The organism is Bacillus sp. K7 (assembly GCF_053903245.1).
The window spans coordinates 498,564-513,496 of sequence record NZ_CP096406.1 but is presented as its reverse complement, the minus strand read 5'-3'; the positions used below and the strand labels follow the sequence as shown (position 1 = coordinate 513,496).

The window sequence follows — 14,933 nt, the reverse complement described above, 5'->3', positions numbered from 1 at the left end:
GCCCTCTTACCGGCAGTGTCCATCTTCATTAGAATGTATGCTTAATCAATTGTTTTTCAGCGTGGCGTTCTTTTGCAAGCTCCACAAGCTGTTCAATAAGATCCGCGTACTCTACCCCTGCCTCTTTCCAGAGCAGCGGGAACATGCTGAAAGGAGTGAAGCCGGGCATCGTGTTGACTTCATTGATCAGAACTTCGCCGTCAGCTGTCAAGAAAAAGTCCGCTCTGACAAGTCCTGAACCATCGATCGCTTTAAACGCCTGAATCGCCATATCACTGATTTTCGCGTATTCCTCATCGGTCACACTCGCCGGAATCACCAGGTCAGTATCTCCGTCCTCATATTTCGCTTTGTAATCGTAGAAATCTGTCTTCGGTGCGATTTCTCCCACAACAGAGCATTTAGGGTCATCATTACCGAGTACGCCGATTTCGATTTCACGGCCATTAATTCCTTCTTCAACGACAACTTTGCGGTCATATTGGAAGGCAAGCTCGAACGCTTTTTGCAGTTCTTCACGGTTTCGGCATTTGCTGATTCCGACACTTGAGCCAAGGTTCGCCGGTTTTACGAAACAAGGGTACCCTAATTCCTGTTCGACCTGCTCACAGCTTTCTACCGGAGAACGAGTCCAGTCTTTCTTAAGAAAAGCTGCGTATTTGGCCTGAGCAAGGCCGGCTTGTGCGAATAAATGTTTCATGACAACTTTATCCATGCCGGCTGAAGAAGCAAGCACACCGTTGCCGACATAAGGAATATTCAACAGTTCGAGCATCCCTTGAATCGTGCCGTCTTCTCCGTTCGGTCCGTGGAGGAGCGGGAATACGACGTCGATGGTTTCATTTTGCTGTGACGCTTCCTGCGGAAACATCTCCTGATTCAGGGCAGCCGGAGAAAAAGCGCTGCCTCCTTGCTCAAATTGAAGCATTTTCACGTTTGAAACAGGTTCAGTTAAACGGGCGCCTCTTACCCATTCGCCTTTTTCAGTTATATAAATCGGATGTATATCAAACTTCTCAGTATTAAGCGCTTTGATTACAGCCAGAGCCGTCTGCAGTGAAACATTATGTTCAGCTGACTTTCCTCCGTACACTAATCCTAGACTTGTTTTCAATGGATACTCCCCCCACTACAATTCATCTTTACTATCTTATCACTTTCACGAGAAAATGATCTAATTATTTTTGGGCATGCTGATGCTGAATGCATTTGTATGTAATTCCTTTTTATTTTATATTAAAATGGCATTGAAAAGGAGATGTGACATATGAAAAAAATCACGACAATCGAACAATTTAATGAACTGATTCAATCTGATAAAGAAATTATTGTGAAGTTTTATGCAGATTGGTGCCCAGACTGCACACGCATGAATATGTTTATCGGCGATATTTTGGAAGAGTACAATCAAAATGATTGGTATGAGCTGAATAGGGACGACCTTCCTGAGCCGGCCGAAACATACCAGGTAATGGGCATTCCCAGCTTGCTAATCTTCAAAAACGGTGAAAAAACAGCTCATCTTCATAGCGCCAATGCCAAAACGCCTGAAGAAGTGACTGAATTTTTGTCTGAACATATAAGCTAATTCGTTAAACAGCCTTATTTTATGTCGTCGGGCTCTACATGAACATGAACATGAGTGACATCGTGTTCATGTTTTATTTTGTCTTCTACTTCATCCGCCACTCCATGGCCTTCTTCTACTGTAAGCTTCGGATCAACCGTAATGACCATCTCGATATGAACTGTGCTGCCTAAATACCTTGCTTTCACATCCTTTAGCCGATGTACATTCTCAATCCTGCCGACGGTCTGTTTGTAAGGCTCAAGATCTTTTAAGTGAAAGCCGTCTGTTAACGAATGTGAAGCGTCTTTAAAGATATCCCACGCCGTCTTGCAAATGATGATGCCGATGATAAAAGCCGTTACCGGATCGATCCACGGCAGCTGCAGCTGTGATGACACCACACCGATAAACGCTCCGGCACTTACAAAGGCGTCTGACCTGCTGTCCTTTGCCGCTGCCATCAGCGCAGAGCTTTTAATGGATGCCGCCAGCCTTTTGTTATATAAGTAGATGCCATACATAAACACAGCACTGCCTAACGCCGTCCATGCAGCGATAAGACTTGGCGTTTCCGTTGTTCCGCCCGCAATCGCTCTTCCTCCGCCGATCAACACTTCAATGCCGACAACCATCATAATAAAAGACGCAACAAGGGATGAAATCGTTTCAGCCCGATAATGGCCATATGGATGATCGTTGTCAGCCGGCCTTTGAGAAATACGCAATCCAATCAGTACTGCTACCGAAGCTACAATATCGGTTCCATTATTTAATCCGTCTGCTCTCAGCGCTTCGGAATGATAGAGAATCCCAACAACCAGCTTCACAACAGCAAGGATGAGATATGCGAAAATATTAAGGAGCGCCCCTTTTTCTCCCTTTTTCAGATTTTTTGTCCGCTCCATTGAGTACCAGCCTCCATTCTGTTACATAGTATGGTTCAAAACGCAAAAAATACAGCAGTATTCAAATACGAGGGACAATTCGACAGCAAATTATTGCCCGGGAAACTTTTTGTCGATCTGTTGAATATTTGCAGATTGCCGAAAAGATAGGACTGTTTTCACCTTTACAGGCGATTCTGAGCAATGTATACTGTTGTTAATTGATAATGATTATCAATATCGTTTGATGGAGGTTGGTGATCCAATGACACCTCAGTCTGCAGAAATCAGAAAAAAACAGCTCATTCATCTGTTAATACAGAATGGTATATACAAAAAGTCAACGCGTCATTTATATGAATTGTCGCTGACAGAGTTAGAAAGCGAATACAAACATGTCAGGAGGGCACCAGAGCATGCCGAAACGTAAAGTGAAAACCTACCAACAGCTGATCCAGGAAAACAAAGAGGCAATTATGGGCAATCCGAAGCTGATGAACGTCATTTATGACAGAATCGACCGCAAGCATCAAAAAAACCTGCAAGAGCAAAGCAATACATAAAAAAGAGCCGGGAAGGCTCTTTTTTTTCATGACTCAAACGCTTCTGCAGCAAGCTTTTGAATCACCGCGTCATCCATCGGCGGGTTATGGAGACCGGCGCGCGCATCACGGTAATAGCGCTGAAGCGGGCTGGTTCGCTCGAGGCTTTTGGCGCCGACAATTCTCATCGCTTTATCGACAACAGACAGCGCAGCGTTTGTGACGATATGTTTCGCCGCACCGAGCTCGCTTCTCAAATGAGAGCGGCGCTCTGGATCGTCATACAATTGGGCAATATGGAAAAGAAAATGTCTGGCAGTAGTCAGTTCAAGCTCCATTTCGCCTGTTCTTTGCTGGACGGCCGGAACATCCTTGATCGGCCCCTTCAAACTGTTTGGAGAATACTCGGCTGCAAATTGCACCGCATAGTCTCGTGCTGCTTGAGCAATGCCAAGATAAATCGCCGGTATGTGAAGAAGCCATCCATTCGGTTTTGCCCCTCGAGGACCTTGAAGCACTTCCACCAGTTTCTCCTCATCAAGCATGACCTCATTCAGTACTAGGTCATGGCTCCCAGTCGCCCGCATCGCCATCATATCCCACGTTTCTTCAATCGACAATCCCGGATCATCCTTATGAATGAGAAACACACCTGTTGTTTGTTTTTCTTCAATCCATGCCGTCACCAAAAAATAATCCAGCGCTTGGGACATTGTCGTAAACGTTTTTCTTCCGTTCACTGCCCATTTGCCATCCTTTTTGACAGCGTTTGTACCAGGGCGCCCTCCTCTTGTCGGGCTGCCGGTATTCACTTCTGTCGCCGCCCTATTGATGACGGCTCCATTTTGGACTTCCTTTGCAATAAACGCAAACACGCCCTTATCCCAGCTATTTCCCTCGCCGAGCTCTCCGATTACGCTCAAATGCCAGCCGATGCTAAGCGCTGCGGGAGCGTCTCCCCGTGCCAGCCGTTCTTGAAACAGGAGCATATCGTAAACAGAAATGCCCCCTCCTCCATAAGTTACCGGCAATGTTAAGGCTGTATATCCAGCATCACGCAGTTTCTGTATTTTTTCTGCAGGAAAACGTCCCTGTTCGTCATCTACAGCGGCCGTTTGCTGAAATTCATCCGCAATCCGTCCGATTTTCTCCATCCATCGCCGCTGTTGCTCGTTCTGTATAAATAATGACATCCGGCAGACCCCCAACGTTTTAATTCCGATAAATTTAATATGTATTATAGATTTCCTGCCATTATTCCGCAACTGTTAACCCTTTTGGCCGGTATAGAAAAACACGCCGTTCCCCGAGGGAACAGCGCGATTAGACAGGATTTGCATCCCGGTCTTGTTTCATGCCGAGATAGATCAGCATATATGTCAGGTAACCCATTGTCATCACCAGGCCGCCAAAGAAAAAGCTCGAGAAAATCGGCTCTTCAAAAGCGGTTACTGCCGCAAGCACAATCCAGCTTGCATACAGATAGATGATAAAATAACGGATGCCCGTCTTCATTTTATATATCATGTACAGCCCCGCGAGAGAAAATAATCCAAGCGCGAGTCTGAAATAAACAAGATGTTCAAATTGAAACATGAATGACACAAATGAGAATCCAAGCAGCAATACAATCGGTAAAGCGGTAATAAAGTTCCTCAATCGAGACACCTCCGTCAGTACCTTTAGTATAAACCAAACGATCAATTGATATTGATTTACGTGAGTTTTTTCACAAAAATGTCATTCCTTGCCTTTACACCCGAACATCACGTTTGCAGAAGCACCACCAGCCAACGGCGATGAAAAATATGGCATGTATCAGGATGATCCCCGCTGAAAACAATGGTGTCATGCCTGAAAACAAGGCGGTTTGTCCGTTGCTGTATTGGGTGAAGTCAGTGTTCGCAAAAAGCAAAAAGCTTCCCCATTTGTTTTCAAACAGCTTCATGAGCTGGACAAGTGTACTCGCTCCATATAAAACGACAAAAGAAACGACGACGGCTACCGCACTGTTGCGGAACAGCGAAGAACAAAGCAGCCCGAATAAGCCCATCATGACGGCTTCAAGCCAGTTTGACCCAATCAGCCCCAAGGTGTTGACTAGCAATGTCTTTGATTCGGCGGTCACGGATGTGCCAAAAAAAATAAGACCGAACAATAACGCCAAAATGTAGTATGCCAAATACAAATAAAAGCTGACCATCACGACTGTGATTAATTTTGACCAAAACACCTTTTGGCGTTTAACCGGACGAATAAGCAGGAATTTGATCGTCTTTTTATCAAACTCCATCGAAACAATTGTGGCTGCGATCACGATCGTTAACGCCTGCAGCAAGATGTTCAGGCTCGGTGTATACGAAAAATAGCCGATGAAGTTTTCATCTGTTCCCGCACTTGTCACAATCCGTTTAATGATCAAAGCCATGAAAAATTGAAAGACCGCCATCAGGATAAGAGATACCAATGTGACCTTCCGATTAAAAAGTTTCATATGTTCATTCCAAATTAATTTAGACAAGCTCTTCTCCCTCCTCTTGATGAGCAGTTGTCGCTTTCATGAATTCGTCCTCTAGTGATTGCGTGTAAGGCATAATAGAAAATATATGTAAGTCTTGTCCGACAAGTGCGCGGTTCAGCTCCGGAATGTTTTCTTTTGCTACCTCAACAACAATCGCCCCGTCTTGCCGCTCAGCTTGATATTGATTGCTTGTCAGCCAATTGAACGCTTTTTCTTCCGGCTGCACTTCAATGATCGCTTTTTCTGTTGGTTGGCCTGCTCCATGTAAGCTGACTTCCGCTTTGATCTCACCTTTTTGAATGATGATGACCCGGTCGCACAAATCTTCAACCTCACGCAATAAATGGGTGGCGAATAAGACTGCTGTTCCTTCCTGTTCCGCGAGCTCTTTAATATGATCGCGAAAATCCTTCATGCCCGCGGGATCGAGACCGTTTGTCGGCTCATCTAAAATAAGAAGCTTCGGCCGGTGAAGAATCGCCTGCGCGATGCCGAGGCGCTGGCGCATGCCAAGGGAATAGGTCTTGACCTTATCATGTATCGCTGACGTCAGCCCGACACGTTCCACCACTTCATCAAGGCGTTCATCCGCTATTTTTTTGTGCATATTCGCAAAGTGCTTCAGGTTTTCCCAGCCTGTCAAATATGGATAGAACTCAGGGTTTTCAACGATCGCCCCCACTGCTTCCATCGCTTGTTCAAACTCTGTGTCATGCTGGAATCCGCTGATTGTCACACTTCCGCTGTTTTGTTTTAACAGCCCGACGATGATGCGGATGAGCGTTGTTTTCCCGGAACCATTCGGACCGAGCAGGCCGATGATTTCCCCCTCCATGACGTCCATGCTGATCTGTTTTAAAATTGGTTTAGACCCAATCGTTTTATCGAGGTCTTTAATATGTAAAATCGGCTCAGCCATAAAGCCTTCCTCCTTTTTCGGCAAAAAATAAACAGTGCCCAAAAATGAGGCACTGTTTGTATTATAGCATTTGTTCCTTCCAAATGTTTGGTTAGACCGATAGAGTCGACGTTTGCTCTGGCTGTTTGTTCTTCTCTGTTTCTGTCACAATGACAGCGCAGGCTGCGTCTCCTGTTGTATTTACCACTGTACGAAGCATATCAAGCAGGCGGTCAATTCCAAGGATCAATCCGATTCCCTCGACAGGCAAACCGACAGATTGAAGCACCATAGCAAGCATAATCAAGCCGACTCCCGGCACACCCGCAGTTCCGATACTTGCTAACACAGCCGTCAGTACGACCATCACCAGCTGCGTGAGTGTCAGATCATGCCCGAATACCTGCGCAATGAAGACGGTGGCTACCCCTTGCATGATCGCTGTTCCGTCCATATTAATTGTAGCGCCCAGCGGCTGGACGAAGCTGCTGATCGGCTCAGGCACTTTTAACTTTCTCTGTGCCACACCCATGGAAACCGGCAGAGTCGCACTGCTGCTGGATGTACTGAACGCGACGACCATAACCTCTGAGAAATCTTTGAAAAACGTAATCGGATTTCTTTTGGCGATAAGCGCTACCGTAGATCCGTACGTAACGACTGCATGTATTAACAATGCAATGGTTACCACTAACATGTACAAGCCCATCGCTTTCATTGCACTGAATCCTTGGCTTCCCACGGCTGTCGCAATCAAACCGAATGTGCCATACGGAGCAAACTTCATGACCAGATTGACAAGGTACATCATTAATTCATTTCCTTGCTCAACAACTTTGAGAAGCATATCCGCTTTTTTGCCCAGCATAGTAATCCCAAGCCCGACAAAGATGGCAAACGCAATAATCTGCAGCATATTTCCTTCCGTCATCGCTTGAACAGGATTGGTCGGAATGATGTTTAACAGAGTGTCCGCAATACTTGGGGCTTTTTCAGCAGTGAATTCGGCAGATGATGTATCATATGTTCCGAACTCTCCCGGTTTGATGACAAGGGCTAAAACGATGGCAATGGTAATCGCCACTGCAGTCGTGACGAGAAAATAAGAAATCGCCTTTACACCGATTCTGCCAAGCTTCTTAGGCTCGCCCAGTCCGGCTACTCCCAGTGTCAGTGAGAAAAAGACAATCGGAACGACAAGCATTTTAATAAGGTTTAAAAAGATCGTGCCCAGCGGCCCGAATACAAACTTATTTAAATTTTCGAATAATTCAGGTGATGTTAGGTTAAGAATAATTCCCGTCACCGCACCCAGCACCAATGCAATGATGATCTTTGTAGCCAGTTTCATTAGCTTTCCTCCCTTTTTGAAAAAAGCCCACGAGAGACTCCCGTGGGCTTTGGCTGTAACATCAAACCACAGGACTCTCTCTTCACGCTGATGAGGTTAGCTGACGGGTTCGGACGAAGAGATGTCCGTTTTTCTAATGAAAAATTAACCCCAAAAGATCGGGTCCCCCACTCCTTGGTTAAAGGATTAAGCGTGTGGCTTACTATTGTATGATAATTTATTTATACAGAAAAGAACCAATTTTGTAAACTATTTTTCGTTACTTTCCTCTTGGAATCTTTTGGGTCCTTCTTCCTTATTGGTCACACCAAGAATATCAAGGAGAAATACAAAGATCGGAATCCCGATGATTAAACCCCAAATGCCGAAAAAGTGCTCAGAGAAAATGAGGACGATGAAAGTGAAAAAGATCGGCAGCTCTGTTTTCGCAGACATCAGCTTCGGGTTTAAGAAATAGGTTTCGATCGCATGTATGGCGAATATGACAAGCACAATGTAGATCACAAACATTCCGCCACCTGTGCTGTAAGCGATAATACTGAGAGGAATCAAAGAAATGACGACGCCTGCTACAGGAATCAACCCAAGGAAAAACACCATGATAGAAAGCCCAAACAGCTGCGGGAAATGCATAATCCAAAGCGCGATCAATGTCAGAATACAGTTGACGAGCGCAATGATAAATTGAGCCTCAAGCACCTTGCCGAACGTTCTTGCAAATTTGCTTCCGAAAAAAGCAATTTCCTCATAAAAGACTGACAATTTGCTTGTTTTAAATTTCTCCATGAATTCCGAGAGCCGTTTTTTCTCGAATAAGAAAAACATGCTGAGAACGAGCGCCATTACGATCTGCAAGCCGAATGTGCTGATATCTGCCAGATACGTATACACCACATTGAAACCTTCTTTGACATATGAACTGATATTAATGTCTCCGAAAACACTTGTGATCTCGTCAAAGAAAGGGATGGTGTCCGGGTGATACGCGATATGTTTAATCTGCTTAACCAGCTGCTGAATCTGCGCCGCGACGATCGGATAAAAAACAAATCCCCCAACTGTAAGCAGAACAGCCAGCAACACGTAAAGAAATGTAATGACAACCCGCTGGCTTACCCGGAAGAACCGGCTTACGAACCGCCGTACCACAAACTCCAAGCGATCCATTAGAAATGTGAAAATGAAGGTAAGCAATATTAAGTTGATCATGCTCTTAAATAGATATAACACACCAGTTAACACGACAAAGACGGAGAAACGCCTTACTCCCGGGTGCTGAAAAAATTTAACTAAAGCGGCCATTTATACACCCCTGTTAGGACAAACGTCCTTAATTCAATATAGTATCCATCTGTAAATTATATAACAAAAAAATGCTGAGGTCTCTGTCATTACCTTAATAATTCTTAAACAATGTAAAAAAACAGCCCGTTTGATGGGCCGTTCTTTTTCAGACTGCTGTTTTCATGTTTTTCATGCCTTCAACAGCCTCTATGCTTTTTGCTTCATCGAATTCATTTTCACTTTTTGCAACAATGATCGTGGCGATTCCGTTTCCGATCAGGTTCACAATCGCTCTTCCTTCACTCATGAAACGGTCAACCCCGAGCAGAAGCGCAAGGCCCTCCAGCGGAATAACCTGAAGCGCTGACAATGTTGAGGCAAGAACGATAAATCCGCTTCCCGTCACACCGGCCGCTCCCTTCGATGTCAGCATCAAAACGAGGATGATTGTAACTTGCTGGCCGATGCTGAGGTCGACTCCAAATACTTGTGCAAGAAAAACCGTCGCCATTGATAAATAAATGGATGTGCCGTCAAGGTTGAACGAGTAGCCCGTCGGAATGACAAGCCCGACTACGGATTTCGAACAGCCGTAACGCTCCATTTTATCCATCATACGCGGAAGCACTGACTCTGAAGAACTAGTGCCAAGCACGATCAGAAGTTCATCTTTAATGAAGCGCAGGTAATTCCATAGGCTGAATCCGTAAAGCTTGCAGATGATATTTAACACAACAAACACGAACAGAAACATCGTAATATAAACAGACATCATTAAGCTTGCCAGAGGCTTGATGGAATCGAGCCCGAAGTGCCCGATCGTATACGCCATCGCCCCGAATGCCCCGATTGGCGCGGCACGCATGATATAGCCGATGATTTTGAAAAAGACGTGAGAAATCTTATCAAAGAAATCAATGACGCTTTTCCCTTTTTCACCTAAAGCCGCAAGACCAACTCCGAAAAGAATAGAAAAGAATAAGACCTGCAAAATGTCCCCTTTTGCGAAGGCATCAACCATGTTGGACGGAACAATGTGAGTGACAAATTCAATCCAGTCGATTCCCTGACCGCCATCCTGCGTGTATTGTGATATATCGCCCTTTTCAAGCTTGCTGTAATCAAGACCCGCTCCCGGCTTCAGAAAATTAACGACAAACAAACCGATCATGAGTGCGAGAGTTGTGACAACCTCGAAATAAATAAACGCTTTTCCCCCTACTTTTCCAACCTTCTTCATATCGCCCATTTTTGCAATCCCAAGAACGATAGTGAAGAAAATGATTGGAGCGATCACCATTTTAACAGCATTGATAAATGTATCGCCAAGCGGTTTCATTTCTTTGCCGACATCAGGCCAGACGAGCCCGACAATGACCCCGATGATGACCGCGGTTATGACCTGAACTGTTAAATTTTTAAACAGTTTCATATTCTGCATCCCCCTGTCCTATTCACCTTTATGTCTTTCTTACTAGAATGATAGCGTTTTCATACAAGGTGGGGAAGTTTATGATCATAACGGACATTTTGGTCTTTTTGGTCTCAGATTTATCCTTTAAACACGTAGCGGTTGACGGGCCGGCCGACTCCGCCGTATTGAACGTCCAGCTTAATGGTTCCGTTTTTTTCTAGATAATCAAGGTATCGTCTGGCTGTCACTCTGGCGATGCCGAGCGCCTTGGCGACCTCTTCTGCCGAAAGAGATGCGGTTTGCCGCTTCAAAAAAGCAGTGACTTCATTCATCGTAAAATGATTCAATCCTTTCGGCAGATCCTGTACGGCCTGCTGCGGGATATTCAGGATCGCATCGAGCTGTTCCTGAGACAGCGTATCGTGCGCATCTATTTTTTGTTTATATTGCTTGTACTTTTCAAGCGCCTGTCTCATTCGCTCAAGCTTAAATGGTTTTAAGATATAGTCAGTTGCGCCATTTTGCAGCATAAGGGAGATCGTTTCTTTGTCCTTTGCAGCGGAAACGACAATGATATCCACTTCAAGCTTTTGCTTTCTGATCTCCTGCAGCGTTTTGATTCCGTCTTTTTTCGGCATGTACACATCGAGAATGACGAGGTCGGGCTGTTTTTCTTTTATCAGCTTGATGCCTTCTTCTCCGTTTCCCGCTGTTGCGCAGACCGTAAAACCTTTGACAGTTGTGATGAAATCCTTATTTACCTCTTGAACCATCGGATCATCTTCAATGAGCAGAACCTTCCATTCTTTATGAGCCATGCTGTGCTTCCTCCCCCTTCATTGGAAAAACGATAGAAAATGCTGTTCCCTGCCCTGCGTGTGAATCCACTTCTACCGTGCCCGATCCTTTGTCTATTATTTGTTTGACTAGATACAAGCCATAGCCTGTGCCGCCTGTTTTATTGACCGTAAATCCTTTGTCGTAAAGGCGCGGCATATGTGCCGGTTCTATCCCGCAGCCGTTATCTTCTATTAAGATGGCCAAGATATCATCCGTTTGTTCGATGCTGACATCAATCCGTTTCTCATCAGATTGAACGGTTTCAAATGAACCAAAGGCGTTTTCAATCAGGTTGCCGAGAAGCACGACGATATCATGCTGATCAACATGCTCGGGAAATTGCCGAAGGCTGCTGTTTTCATCAATATGAACAGCAATGCCAAGCTCCCTTCCTCTTCTGATTTTACTTAATAGCAGGCCTGCCGCAGCGTCATTTTGAATCGAGCGATGCAGAAATTCAGACACATTTTCCTGCTCAGTTGACGCCCGGAATGCAAGCTGCATGGCTTTTTCAGATTTCCCCAGCTGGATGAGGCCGGCAATCGTGTGCAGCTTATTCATATGCTCATGGTTTTGGACGCGGAGCGCCTCTACAAAGTTTTTGACGCCAGTCAACTCCTCTGCCATCTTAGCCGCTTCCGTTCTGTCCTGAAAAATCGCGACGGCGCCGATGACTTTTTTCTTCATGACAATCGGAATTCTGCTGCTCATGATCACCTTTCCGCTGACGCGAATTTCTTCATTATAAACCGCTTTGTTCCGCTCCACGATTTCGGGCAGGCGTGAATCCTTGAGAACCTCCCAGATTACCTTCCCGACCAGATCCCCCTGCACCTCAAAGATCTGTTTCGCTTTTTCATTGAAAATCGTAATAATGAGCCGGTTGTCAATGGCAATCACGCCTTCGTTCATGGAATGAAACGTCGCTGTCCGTTCTTCATACATTCGGACAATCTCATGTGGCTCAAGCTGAAACATTTGTTTTTTGATATGGCGGGCCAGCAGAAAGGAACCCGCAAGGCCGAAGCCGAGTGTCAATAAAACGATGAATGCGATATCGTGTTTTAACTGAAGCAATATGTCAGTGATCCCCGGCAGTGTTTTCCCGACAAGCACCACGCCGATCTGGTTCAGATCATGATCCTTCACCGGATAAAATGCGCGGACTGCCGTGCCGATCTCGCCCTTTGCTTCTGAGAAATAAATATGCTCCGCAAACGCCGCCTCCTCATCTGCACCCTCTGATTTCTTGCCGATGCTTGTGCTGACAGGATGTGTGTAGCGATTGTGATTCATATCCATAACGACAATATAGTCTGCTTCATTAATCATTCTGATCTCTTCGACTGCATGGCGAACAGCTTCTGTCTGTTTTTTTCGCGTCAATGCCTCTTTCACTTCTGTCATCTCCGACACCGTCCGGGCCGTATTCATCAGCCGCTTTTTCAGCTCCCGCTCCTCTGTATGCTGGATATTGCCGATGAGCACAATGCCACCGATCAAAAAGGAGAAAATGACGAGGATATAGGATAAAATCGTGATTTTCCAACGGATTGAGAGCTTCTTTTTGTTCATCAGCTTCTCCTTTCAGGTCTTTACGAATGGCATGGCCCCCATTATTCTTAAAATATAGGGGAGGGCTTGTCATGAAAAGTTTGCTTGCATGTCTCGCACTGATGATCGCCGGAATTGCAACTGCTTTTTTTATCGGATTCCATGATCGTTCCGGCGGTGAAGAGATCGTTTATGATGACGATCAGGAAGGCTTACAGGATCAAATTGTGTTTACATTCAGCCATGTGGTTGCCGAAAATACGCCGAAAGGGCTGGCCGCCAATAAATTCGCCGAGCTGGTAAATAAAAAGTCAGGCGGGAAAATGAAAATTGAAGTGTTTCCAAACGGAAGCCTATATTCAGACATTGAAGAAATTGAAGCATTGCAAAACGGCGATGTTCAATTTATCGCCCCCTCCACATCGAAGCTCGGCATGCTCTCGCCTGAATGGGGGGTGCTGGATCTGCCGTATGCATTTACAGATTACGATGCCGTCAAAAAAGGGCTGCACGGCAGCATCGGCACACAGCTGTTTGATTCCCTAAAGAAAAATCAATTAAAAGGCCTCGCCTATTGGACAAACGGTTTTAAACAAATTACGACAAATCAAGGGCCAGTCAAAACCCCGGATAATTTAAAAGGGCAGGATCTCCGCATTATGCAAAGCGATGTGATAGAGGATCAGTTCAAGCTGCTTGGCGCAACACCTCATCAGGAATCCTTCAATTCTACCTTTCAGCTGCTAGAAAACAATGTAGTTGATGGTGAAGAAAATACGATCTCAAACATCTATTCTAAAAAATTTTATAATGTTCAGGACTATTTGACAATAAGCAGCCACGGTTATCTCGGCTATGCCGTCATGACGGATGAGCACTTCTGGAACGCGCAAACGCCGGAAACAAGGCGTATTTTGACTGAAGCGATGAAGGAAACGACAGAGTGGAATGAAATGCATGCCGAACAAATGAACAAAGAGCAGCTGGAGGAAATCAAAAAGAAATCTGATATACAGATCTACGAGCTGTCAGACAACGAGAAGAAAAAATGGATAAAGCGCCTTGATCCTATTTATCAGCAGTACGAGCCTATCTTCGGCCGGAAGCTGATTCAGGAGCTTTTAGAGCTGCGAGGAGATTCGTAGTCCCAAACTCGATACGCTGGTTTTCGTTTATCTTTCAATTGACCGGAAATATAGAAAGAGAAAACGAAAAAAGGAGATGGGAACATGTTTAAGCATACGAAAATGCTGCAGCATCCTGCTAAACCAGATCGTCCAGATCCATTATTCGCGAAAAAATTGCAAGAAATCCTAGGCGGGCAATTCGGAGAGATCTCTGTTGCCATGCAGTACTTATTTCAAGGCTGGAATACAAGAGGAAATGAAAAATACAAGGATTTGCTGATGGATACGGCAACTGAGGAACTCGGGCATGTTGAAATGATCGCTACGATGATCGCCAGACTTCTTGAGGATGCCCCGCTTGACCAAAAGGAAAAAGCCGCTGAAGATCCGGTCATCGGCTCCATTTTGGGCGGCATGAACCCTCACCACGCGATTGTTTCAGGACTTGGCGCCATGCCGGAAAACAGTACAGGCGTCCCTTGGAGCGGCGGCTATATCGTAGCAAGCGGAAACCTGCTCGCAGACTTCCGTGCCAATCTGAATGCGGAATCACAAGGCCGTCTGCAGGTCGCACGCCTGTTTGAAATGACGGATGACAAAGGCGTGAAAGATATGCTTAGCTTCCTGCTGGCGCGTGACACGATGCACCAAAATCAATGGCTCGCCGCCATTAAAGAATTAGAAGCACAGGAAGGCCCGATAGTGCCGGGGACATTCCCGAAAGCACTCGAAAAACAAGAGTTCTCACATCAGCTTATCAATTTCTCTGAAGGCGAAGAAAGCGCCCAGCAAAATTGGCTGAACGAAAAAGCGCCGGATGGAGAAGCCTTTGAATATGTGAAAGAAGCGAAAGCGTTTGGAGAAAAACCAGAGTTAAAACCAGCACCGCCTTTTGTTCATGATACACTTCCCGGACGCGAGTAAAGACGCAAGCCCAAAACGTGATGT

16 protein-coding genes and 1 riboswitch are annotated in these 14,933 nt (G+C 45.4%); of the genes, 5 read left to right on the top strand and 11 right to left on the bottom strand.

The window, feature by feature from the left end; all coding sequences use genetic code 11:
• Positions 1-28: 28 nt before the first annotated feature.
• Positions 29-1,114, bottom strand: a complete 1,086-nt coding sequence (locus M1D98_RS02595; protein WP_252687333.1) for a D-alanine--D-alanine ligase — start codon at positions 1,112-1,114, stop codon at positions 29-31.
• 153 nt (positions 1,115-1,267) lie between these two features.
• Between M1D98_RS02595 and M1D98_RS02590 the strand changes: the two genes are divergently transcribed.
• Positions 1,268-1,588 carry a thioredoxin family protein gene (locus M1D98_RS02590; RefSeq protein WP_039075791.1) on the top strand — a complete coding sequence of 107 codons (321 nt, stop codon included), beginning with the start codon at positions 1,268-1,270 and terminating at the stop codon, positions 1,586-1,588.
• 14 nt (positions 1,589-1,602) lie between these two features.
• On the opposite strand, the gene M1D98_RS02585 is transcribed toward M1D98_RS02590, so the two are convergent.
• A complete protein-coding gene (locus tag M1D98_RS02585; protein WP_010331260.1) occupies positions 1,603-2,475 on the bottom strand; it encodes a cation diffusion facilitator family transporter in 873 nt (290 codons plus the stop codon).
• A gap of 244 nt (positions 2,476-2,719) precedes the next feature.
• On the opposite strand from M1D98_RS02585, the gene M1D98_RS02580 reads away from it, so the two are divergent.
• On the top strand, positions 2,720-2,884 hold the full coding sequence (locus M1D98_RS02580; RefSeq protein WP_010331261.1) for a Fur-regulated basic protein FbpA: 165 nt from the start codon (positions 2,720-2,722) through the stop codon (positions 2,882-2,884).
• Positions 2,871-3,017: a Fur-regulated basic protein FbpB gene (fbpB, locus tag M1D98_RS02575; protein WP_003225154.1), complete on the top strand. Its 147-nt coding sequence runs from the start codon at positions 2,871-2,873 to the stop codon at positions 3,015-3,017. Before M1D98_RS02580 ends, fbpB begins: the two co-directional genes overlap by 14 nt.
• Before the next feature lie 26 nt (positions 3,018-3,043).
• Here fbpB and M1D98_RS02570 read toward each other — a convergent pair whose 3' ends face one another.
• From M1D98_RS02570 to dctS, 9 genes are all read right to left on the bottom strand, one after another.
• The gene (locus tag M1D98_RS02570; RefSeq protein WP_456279974.1) at positions 3,044-4,189 is read right to left on the bottom strand and encodes an acyl-CoA dehydrogenase family protein; all 1,146 of its coding nucleotides are present in this window, start codon (positions 4,187-4,189) and stop codon (positions 3,044-3,046) included.
• A 130-nt stretch (positions 4,190-4,319) separates the two neighbouring features.
• Entirely contained in the window at positions 4,320-4,655 is a 336-nt protein-coding gene (locus M1D98_RS02565) for a hypothetical protein (RefSeq protein WP_019257527.1), read from the bottom strand.
• Positions 4,656-4,749: 94 nt separating this feature from the next.
• Positions 4,750-5,490 (bottom strand): ABC transporter permease, encoded by a 741-nt coding sequence (locus tag M1D98_RS02560; protein WP_231559206.1) that lies wholly within the window; start codon positions 5,488-5,490, stop codon positions 4,750-4,752.
• 19 nt (positions 5,491-5,509) lie between these two features.
• Positions 5,510-6,436, bottom strand: coding sequence for an ABC transporter ATP-binding protein (locus M1D98_RS02555; RefSeq protein ID WP_010331266.1), 927 nt, complete (start codon positions 6,434-6,436; stop codon positions 5,510-5,512).
• Between the two features lie 91 nt (positions 6,437-6,527).
• Complete coding sequence (locus M1D98_RS02550) at positions 6,528-7,766, bottom strand: dicarboxylate/amino acid:cation symporter (protein ID WP_456279973.1); 1,239 nt, start codon at positions 7,764-7,766, stop codon at positions 6,528-6,530.
• Positions 7,767-7,837: 71 nt separating this feature from the next.
• Positions 7,838-7,969: riboswitch (cyclic di-AMP (ydaO/yuaA leader) on the bottom strand.
• Positions 7,970-8,015: 46 nt separating this feature from the next.
• Positions 8,016-9,068: an AI-2E family transporter gene (locus M1D98_RS02545; protein ID WP_456279972.1), complete on the bottom strand. Its 1,053-nt coding sequence runs from the start codon at positions 9,066-9,068 to the stop codon at positions 8,016-8,018.
• A gap of 148 nt (positions 9,069-9,216) precedes the next feature.
• Positions 9,217-10,482 carry a C4-dicarboxylate transporter DctP gene (dctP, locus tag M1D98_RS02540; protein WP_010331269.1) on the bottom strand — a complete coding sequence of 422 codons (1,266 nt, stop codon included), beginning with the start codon at positions 10,480-10,482 and terminating at the stop codon, positions 9,217-9,219.
• Positions 10,483-10,601: 119 nt separating this feature from the next.
• Positions 10,602-11,282, bottom strand: coding sequence for a two-component system response regulator DctR (dctR, locus tag M1D98_RS02535; protein ID WP_010331270.1), 681 nt, complete (start codon positions 11,280-11,282; stop codon positions 10,602-10,604).
• On the bottom strand, positions 11,272-12,879 hold the full coding sequence (gene dctS, locus M1D98_RS02530; RefSeq protein WP_456279971.1) for a two-component system sensor histidine kinase DctS: 1,608 nt from the start codon (positions 12,877-12,879) through the stop codon (positions 11,272-11,274). Before dctS ends, dctR begins: the two co-directional genes overlap by 11 nt.
• 71 nt (positions 12,880-12,950) lie before the next feature.
• Between dctS and M1D98_RS02525 the strand changes: the two genes are divergently transcribed.
• Together M1D98_RS02525 and M1D98_RS02520 are read left to right on the top strand one after the other, a co-directional pair.
• Positions 12,951-14,003 (top strand): TRAP transporter substrate-binding protein, encoded by a 1,053-nt coding sequence (locus M1D98_RS02525; RefSeq protein ID WP_090557294.1) that lies wholly within the window; start codon positions 12,951-12,953, stop codon positions 14,001-14,003.
• Positions 14,004-14,087: 84 nt separating this feature from the next.
• Positions 14,088-14,909, top strand: a complete 822-nt coding sequence (locus tag M1D98_RS02520; RefSeq protein ID WP_039075801.1) for a manganese catalase family protein — start codon at positions 14,088-14,090, stop codon at positions 14,907-14,909.
• Positions 14,910-14,933 lie beyond the last annotated feature (24 nt).

Excerpts from the sequence above, each read along its gene's own strand:
- dctP (WP_010331269.1), bottom strand. The coding sequence starts at position 10,482 with ATGAAACTGTTTAAAAATTTAACAGTTCAGGTCATAACCGCGGTCATC.
- dctS (WP_456279971.1), bottom strand. The coding sequence starts at position 12,879 with ATGAACAAAAAGAAGCTCTCAATCCGTTGGAAAATCACGATTTTATCC.
- fbpB (WP_003225154.1), top strand. The coding sequence starts at position 2,871 with ATGCCGAAACGTAAAGTGAAAACCTACCAACAGCTGATCCAGGAAAAC.
- M1D98_RS02520 (WP_039075801.1), top strand. The coding sequence starts at position 14,088 with ATGTTTAAGCATACGAAAATGCTGCAGCATCCTGCTAAACCAGATCGT.
- M1D98_RS02545 (WP_456279972.1), bottom strand. The coding sequence starts at position 9,068 with ATGGCCGCTTTAGTTAAATTTTTTCAGCACCCGGGAGTAAGGCGTTTC.
- M1D98_RS02570 (WP_456279974.1), bottom strand. The coding sequence starts at position 4,189 with ATGTCATTATTTATACAGAACGAGCAACAGCGGCGATGGATGGAGAAA.
- M1D98_RS02555 (WP_010331266.1), bottom strand. The coding sequence starts at position 6,436 with ATGGCTGAGCCGATTTTACATATTAAAGACCTCGATAAAACGATTGGG.
- M1D98_RS02580 (WP_010331261.1), top strand. The coding sequence starts at position 2,720 with ATGACACCTCAGTCTGCAGAAATCAGAAAAAAACAGCTCATTCATCTG.
- M1D98_RS02590 (WP_039075791.1), top strand. The coding sequence starts at position 1,268 with ATGAAAAAAATCACGACAATCGAACAATTTAATGAACTGATTCAATCT.
- M1D98_RS02560 (WP_231559206.1), bottom strand. The coding sequence starts at position 5,490 with ATGAAACTTTTTAATCGGAAGGTCACATTGGTATCTCTTATCCTGATG.
- M1D98_RS02525 (WP_090557294.1), top strand. The coding sequence starts at position 12,951 with ATGAAAAGTTTGCTTGCATGTCTCGCACTGATGATCGCCGGAATTGCA.
- M1D98_RS02550 (WP_456279973.1), bottom strand. The coding sequence starts at position 7,766 with ATGAAACTGGCTACAAAGATCATCATTGCATTGGTGCTGGGTGCGGTG.
- dctR (WP_010331270.1), bottom strand. The coding sequence starts at position 11,282 with ATGGCTCATAAAGAATGGAAGGTTCTGCTCATTGAAGATGATCCGATG.
- M1D98_RS02585 (WP_010331260.1), bottom strand. The coding sequence starts at position 2,475 with ATGGAGCGGACAAAAAATCTGAAAAAGGGAGAAAAAGGGGCGCTCCTT.